Here is a 6,405-nt window from a genome sequence, read left to right on the forward strand (position 1 = left end):
TCTTATTTCCTGTTTCTGGTTTATGACAACACCCGATTCCCAAGCGCAAATCCAAGTTTATCAACAAGATCCCCATGAACTGAAAGCGTGGATCAAAGCGCAGGCACGAGAACTGGGTTTTTCTGATTGTGTCATTGCCCAACCGGATGCTCAAGCAGAATTAGTCCGCTTGCAGGAATATTTAGACCGCGGCTATCACGGTGATATGAAGTTTTTGGAAGAAAATCTGGAAAAACGTGCCGATCCCACACTGCTTATTCCCAATACCAAATCCGTGATCTGTGTACGAATGGATTATCTGGTCGATCTTCCAGAACCGCGTCTAGTGCCCTATGCACCAAATTCTGCGATTATTGCCCGTTATGCCCGTGGTCGTGACTATCATAAGACCATGCGCGGGCGCCTAAAAATGCTGGCTTCTAAAATTCGGGAAAAAGTCGGTGAATTTGAATCCCGCCCCTTTGCAGACTCTGCTCCTGTATTTGAAAAATCCCTGGCCGAAAGTGCGGGCATGGGCTGGACCGGTAAACATACTTTATTAATCCATAAAAAATCCGGGTCTTTCTTTGTTTTAGGTGAGCTGTTTAGCTCACTGGAACTACCCTTTGATGAGCCTGCAAGCAAACATTGTGGTTCATGCACAGCCTGTATTGATATTTGCCCGACACAGGCTATTGTTGAACCGTATATGCTGGATGCACGTCGCTGTATTGCTTATTTAACCATTGAGTATAAAGGGATCATTCCAGAGGAGTTACGTCGAGGGATTGGTAACCGGGTCTTCGGTTGCGATGATTGTCAGTTGATTTGTCCGTGGAACAGCTTTGCTCAAAAAACTAATATTGAAGATTTTCACCCCCGACATGGACTGGATCAAGTGAGTTTACTGGATCTCTGGCAATGGGATGAAGCTACATTTTTAAGCTCAACTGAAGGCAGTCCATTACGCCGTACCGGCTATCAGAGCTTTATGCGCAATATTGCGATCGGCTTGGGTAATGCGCCTTTTGATCCACAGATTGTCCAGGCATTACAAGCTCAGCAGAATCAACATGATGAGATTGTACAAGTTCATATTGACTGGGCCATACAGGAACAACTGGCAAAATCCCGGTAATTTTCAATTTTTACTTCGGTTCACATTTTCTCGTCAAAGCCTTACACAGTTACTGTGCAAGCTATGGCATAAAGGAAAAAGAATAGAAATAAAGCCGGAGGTGGATATGCAAAAGTCATCTGATACACAACATCAAAATCAGGAACAGCTTGAAGAGTTGCAACATCAACACCAGAAGCAGCAACAACAGCAACAGCAGCAGTCACAACATGGCCCGCTTGGCTCTCCAAAAAATAACCAGCACGAACAAGATGAACGTGTATTAAACAAGCAACATCGTAGTGATTTACAAAACCAGAATATTCACGGAAATCATCGTGAATAAACTCCGATCAAGAGTTCAACTACAAAGCTCACCTTGTGTGGGTTTTGTTTTTTCTATAAGGTCATATTTTGCTAATGAAGATGGCGATACTTTTACTTAAGATGGAGTCTGATAAATAAATATGAACAAGGATGGACAGATGAACAGTATTGATCCAATACGTAATGATTGGTCTCGTGCAGAAATTGAAGCCCTATATCAACAACCTTTAATGGACTTAATCTTTCAGGCTCAACAGGTTCATCGTCAATATTTTGATGCCAATGCCGTTCAGGTCAGTACCCTGCTCTCTATTAAAACCGGTAAATGCCCAGAAGATTGCAAATACTGTTCTCAGTCCGCACATTATGACTCCAAACTCGAAGCGGAAAAACGAATCGCAGTAGAAAAAGTAATTCAGGAAGCAAAAGAAGCTCTTGCCTCTGGCAGTTCACGTTTCTGTATGGGAGCAGCGTGGCGTAATCCGCATGAACGTGATATGCCTTATGTACTGGACATGGTACGTGAAGTCAAAGCACTGGGACTCGAAACCTGTATGACTTTAGGCATGCTGAATGCCTCACAGGCAGAACGCCTGAAAGATGCAGGACTGGATTATTACAACCACAATCTGGATACGTCACGTGAATACTATTCACATATTATCAGTACCCGCAGTTTTGATGACCGATTGGATACACTGGATCATGTGCGTCAAGCGGGTTTAAAAGTGTGTAGTGGTGGCATTGTCGGCTTAGGTGAAAGTCGTAATGACCGGATCGGTTTATTGTTTGAGCTTTCTACCCTTCCAATTCATCCGGAATCTGTGCCTATCAATATGCTGGTGCCAATCGAAGGCACACCGATGGCAGATGTTGAAAAACTGGATGTGATTGAATGGATTCGAACTATTGCAGTGGCCCGCATTCTGATGCCAAAAAGTTATATTCGTCTTTCGGCAGGCCGTGAATCACTGACTGACTCAGATCAGGCATTGGCATTTATGGCAGGCGCCAACTCAATTTTCTCAGGCGAAAAACTTCTAACGACTCCAAATACAGCCAAAGGTCGTGACCAACAGCTCTTTGAAAAATTGGGACTGGTAGCAGAACAACCAAAGCCAAGCATCCGCGCATTGGCGACTGATGCAATGGCAAGTTAATTGAAATAATTCAAGATGCTGAAAAGTTATGCGCAGTAATTAAAATGCCATAACTGGCATTGAGATAATCACCGATCCGGATCTGGTCTGTTCCATTGGCATGATGTACGATCAGTTCCTGCGTCAGTGCATCAAAACTAAAAGAGTCATAACAGTCCTGATGCAGGCTTAACCAGTGTAAAGTGTCAGCCAGATTTTCATCTACAATATAGGTTTTGGCATGGAAATCTTTGCTCATTTAAGCCTTCTCATCATGTGGTACTGGTAATGATTTTAATGGATATGAGTTTAGATTAAATATAATGGATATAAAAAAGTGAGCATATCGCTCACTTTTTCTTGCAGTATTTTTTAATCTCTTTGGGTACCACATTTGCGGCATTCCCAATCTGCCCCAATTTCCTCCATTTGCTGGTATTCATAAATGTGCAAGCAGAATAGTTTTTTCAGTAGTTGAAGCATTATAAAACTCCCGTTTCATCATTTTTAAAATACGCTTCTTTAGGCACCCTTCCTGAGTATCGATTTGTTGTTCTGGATAAAAACCACCTCTAACTTATAACCAGAATTTTTCAAAATGTAAAACCTATTTCATTCATTTTTTCAACTTTCCGATAAAGTTAAATTTCAATTGATTCATGCTTTTAATTATCATCTGTGATCTATATCTCAAATACCACTTATTAAAGATTCTCTACTATAAAAAAAGCGAACCGAAGTTCGCTTTTTTGCTTTTATTTAGAAGAAACCAGCTGGCTTGGTTGAATAACTCACCAACAGGTTTTTGGTCTGCTGGTAATGATCCAGCATCATCTTGTGGTTTTCACGACCGATCCCAGATTTCTTGTAACCACCAAAGGCTGCATGGGCCGGATAGATATGATAGCAGTTGGTCCAGACACGACCCGCTTCAATGGCACGGCCAGCGCGATACGAGGTATGTGCCGAACGTGACCAGACACCAGCACCTAGGCCATAAATCGTATCGTTGGCAATCTTGATGGCATCATCAAAATCTTTAAAGGTGGTTACTGCCAGTACCGGCCCAAAAATTTCTTCCTGGAAGGTACGCATATTATTGGTGCCTTTAAAGATGGTCGGTTCAATGTAGAAGCCTTGCCCGACTTCCTGACGTACACCGCCACCAACAAGCACTTCTGCACCTTCGCCGCGACCTGTTGCAATACACCCCAGAATCTTGTCCTGCTGTTCCTGCGATGCCTGCGCACCAATCATGGTTTCAGTATCGAGTGGATGACCAGTTTTAATACGTTTAACCCGATCGATTGCCAGTTCCAGGAACTGATCAGCAATACTTTCCTGGACCAAAGCACGTGATGGACAGGTACAGATTTCCCCTTGGTTCAAGGCAAACATGGTGAAACCTTCCAGTGCTTTTTCCAGATAATCATCCTTCTGCGCCATGACATCTTCAAAGAAAATATTTGGTGATTTACCACCAAGTTCCAGTGTCACCGGAATAATATTTTCAGTGGCATATTGCATGATTTGCTGACCTACAGCAGTCGAACCAGTGAAGGCAATTTTGGCAATACGCGGATTCACAGCCAGTGGACGGCCGACTTCAACACCATAGCCATTCACGATGTTTAATACACCTTCAGGTAACAGGTCCTGAATCAGTTCAGCCAGTACCAGAATACTGACCGGGGTCTGCTCTGCCGGTTTCAGAACGATACAATTGCCTGCGGCCAAAGCCGGTGCCAATTTCCATGCTGCCATCAAGATCGGGAAGTTCCATGGAATGATCTGACCAACCACACCTAAAGGCTCATGGAAATGGTAGGCAATGGTATCTTCATCAATCTCAGAAATGCCGCCTTCTTGCGCACGGATACAGCCGGCGAAATAGCGGAAGTGATCAATCGCTAAAGGAATATCAGCAGCCAGGGTTTCACGGATTGGCTTGCCATTGTCCCAGGTTTCAGCCACCGCCAGCAGTTCCAGATTGGCTTCGAGACGATCAGCAATTTTGAGCAGAATGTTAGAGCGAGTCGTTGGAGATGATTTATTCCATTGTGCTTTAGCTTTATGCGCAGCATCCAGCGCCAGTTCAATATCTTCCACGCTAGAACGTGGCACTTTGGTAAACAGCTTGCCATCTACAGGAGAAATATTATCAAAGTATTCGCCTTTGACTGGCGGCACCCATTGCCCACCAATAAAGTTGTCATACTGGGCTTTGAAATGAACTTTTGAGCCAGGCTGGTTCGGATCGATATAACGCATATGTATTTCCTTTGCTTATTTTAATCTTTAAAAATGCTGCATCTACAGCTTTGGTATAAGGTACATCCGTACTCTATTTAGTTAACATACGCGTTATAAGGTTGGAGAAAGGTTGGCACTCAACCGATTTACATTTCTTTTGATTCCTCATAAAAACAATAATAATTACATTTGGATGTAAATCATGAATTATTGTGAGAATAAGGAATGATGACAGAACAGAGCTTGATACAACAAAGGCAAAAAATTGATCAGCTTCGTCAAAGCAGCAGTTTATCGCCTTCACATGCAGCACAACTCGAACAGAGCATCGTTAGCTCCTGGCAACGCTCTTCTTTAGCCGAGATTCCCAAAAATCGTCTGGCTGCCCCATTAACAGATATAAAACAAATCAGCACTTCTTCGGCTTTAAGTCATGCCTTGGAACATTGTGCTGAAAGTTTGAGGCATATTGCCGAACAGTCCTCTATGGTTTTGGCCGTTGGAGATATTGGCAGTACGGTACTATGGCGGGCCTCCTGCCCTGAATTGCGCACAATTGCTGATAATATTCACTTAGTTGAAGGCGGTCAGTGGCGTGAGGAACTGGTCGGGACCAATGCCCTTGCCCTGTCGATCAAAACCCAACAATCGAGCTGCGTGTTTTCCAGCGAACATTACATGCCTTCCGTGCAGGATCTAGTCTGTTATGCCTCCCCCATTATTGATCCTTATTCCAAACAGATTCTAGGGGTTATTGATCTGTCCACCCACTGGCAAAAACATAATAGCTTAGGGCTATTAGCAGCCGAACGTTGTGCATCCATCATTCAATCTGCTTTACTGGAATCGCAAAAACAGCGTTTATATATTCGTGCCTTTTCTGTCCCGCAGGTCATTTTTAATGGTAAAACCCTGACCATAACCCCACGCCAGACTGAAATTCTCGCTATTCTGGCTTTATTCCCACAAGGTTTAAGTCTGGATCACTTGCATCAGGCACTTTATGGCGAACGTAAAGTCAGCATGGGTACGCTAAAAGCTGAAATGTCACAGTTACGAGATATTCTGGGCGGTATGCTTGGTTCGCGCCCTTATCGATTGCTGGCGCATGTTGAAGCAGACTTCCTGCAAACCGAACAGTCTTTAGATGCAGGTTATATCGATTCAGCCTTAAAACTTTATACTGGAGTTTTTCTGGCAAAAACTGAAAGCCCATTTTTATGTGCATGGCGGGATTGTCTGGAATCACGTCTCAGTGATGCTATTTTCAAAGCCAATGAAACTGATGTGCTGCTGAAACATGTAGCACGTTTTCCTGAAGCAATTGATGCGGTTGAACGTCTGATTGAACTGATGCCAAAAGGTCATCCAGCACATCAAACCCTGCTTAAATTTCAGGATATTTAAAAATCAGATCATTTCTTGTTTGGCTTCTTGTTAGCAAGATAATTACGGCTATCTTCCATTGAGAAGATTCCAACTTATAAAAATATAAAAAGCATTTAACTAGGGTGTGTTGACACTTTTAGCTTAAAAAAATAGCGAAGTAGTAAAATCAAATCGCCAAACCCAATTTTACTATTCGCTATG

The 6,405-nt window shown here is 43.1% G+C and carries 6 protein-coding genes; 4 read left to right on the forward strand and 2 right to left on the reverse strand.

The features are described 5' to 3' along the window. Positions 1 to 22: 22 nt before the first annotated feature. The 3 genes from queG to bioB all read left to right on the forward strand — a co-directional run bounded on the left by queG (position 23) and on the right by bioB (position 2,583). Positions 23 to 1,117: a tRNA epoxyqueuosine(34) reductase QueG gene (gene queG / locus G5T77_RS05045; RefSeq protein WP_159124491.1), complete on the forward strand. Its 1,095-nt coding sequence runs from the start codon at positions 23 to 25 to the stop codon at positions 1,115 to 1,117. Positions 1,118 to 1,223: 106 nt separating this feature from the next. After that, positions 1,224 to 1,442: a hypothetical protein gene (locus G5T77_RS05050; protein ID WP_005236211.1), complete on the forward strand. Its 219-nt coding sequence runs from the start codon at positions 1,224 to 1,226 to the stop codon at positions 1,440 to 1,442. Between the two features lie 139 nt (positions 1,443 to 1,581). Next, entirely contained in the window at positions 1,582 to 2,583 is a 1,002-nt protein-coding gene (gene bioB / locus G5T77_RS05055; RefSeq protein ID WP_166139392.1) for a biotin synthase BioB, read from the forward strand. 10 nt (positions 2,584 to 2,593) lie between these two features. On the opposite strand, the gene G5T77_RS05060 is transcribed toward bioB, so the two are convergent. Together G5T77_RS05060 and G5T77_RS05065 are read right to left on the reverse strand one after the other, a co-directional pair. Continuing rightward, a complete protein-coding gene (locus tag G5T77_RS05060) occupies positions 2,594 to 2,821 on the reverse strand; it encodes a hypothetical protein (protein ID WP_166139389.1) in 228 nt (75 codons plus the stop codon). 500 nt (positions 2,822 to 3,321) lie between these two features. Beyond that, positions 3,322 to 4,833 carry an aldehyde dehydrogenase family protein gene (locus G5T77_RS05065; RefSeq protein WP_166139386.1) on the reverse strand — a complete coding sequence of 504 codons (1,512 nt, stop codon included), beginning with the start codon at positions 4,831 to 4,833 and terminating at the stop codon, positions 3,322 to 3,324. 207 nt (positions 4,834 to 5,040) lie between these two features. Between G5T77_RS05065 and G5T77_RS05070 the strand changes: the two genes are divergently transcribed. Then, the gene (locus tag G5T77_RS05070; RefSeq protein ID WP_166139384.1) at positions 5,041 to 6,222 is read left to right on the forward strand and encodes a helix-turn-helix domain-containing protein; all 1,182 of its coding nucleotides are present in this window, start codon (positions 5,041 to 5,043) and stop codon (positions 6,220 to 6,222) included. Positions 6,223 to 6,405: the final 183 nt, after the last annotated feature.

Source organism: Acinetobacter sp. GFQ9D191M, from assembly GCF_011174875.1.
In the GTDB taxonomy this organism is placed as follows: domain Bacteria; phylum Pseudomonadota; class Gammaproteobacteria; order Pseudomonadales; family Moraxellaceae; genus Acinetobacter.

Bases quoted from the DNA above. Each gene is read 5' to 3' on its own strand.
- G5T77_RS05050 (WP_005236211.1), top strand. From the start codon at position 1,224: ATGCAAAAGTCATCTGATACACAACATCAAAATCAGGAACAGCTTGAA.
- queG (WP_159124491.1), top strand. From the start codon at position 23: ATGACAACACCCGATTCCCAAGCGCAAATCCAAGTTTATCAACAAGAT.
- G5T77_RS05070 (WP_166139384.1), top strand. From the start codon at position 5,041: ATGATGACAGAACAGAGCTTGATACAACAAAGGCAAAAAATTGATCAG.
- bioB (WP_166139392.1), top strand. From the start codon at position 1,582: ATGAACAGTATTGATCCAATACGTAATGATTGGTCTCGTGCAGAAATT.
- G5T77_RS05065 (WP_166139386.1), bottom strand. From the start codon at position 4,833: ATGCGTTATATCGATCCGAACCAGCCTGGCTCAAAAGTTCATTTCAAA.
- G5T77_RS05060 (WP_166139389.1), bottom strand. From the start codon at position 2,821: ATGAGCAAAGATTTCCATGCCAAAACCTATATTGTAGATGAAAATCTG.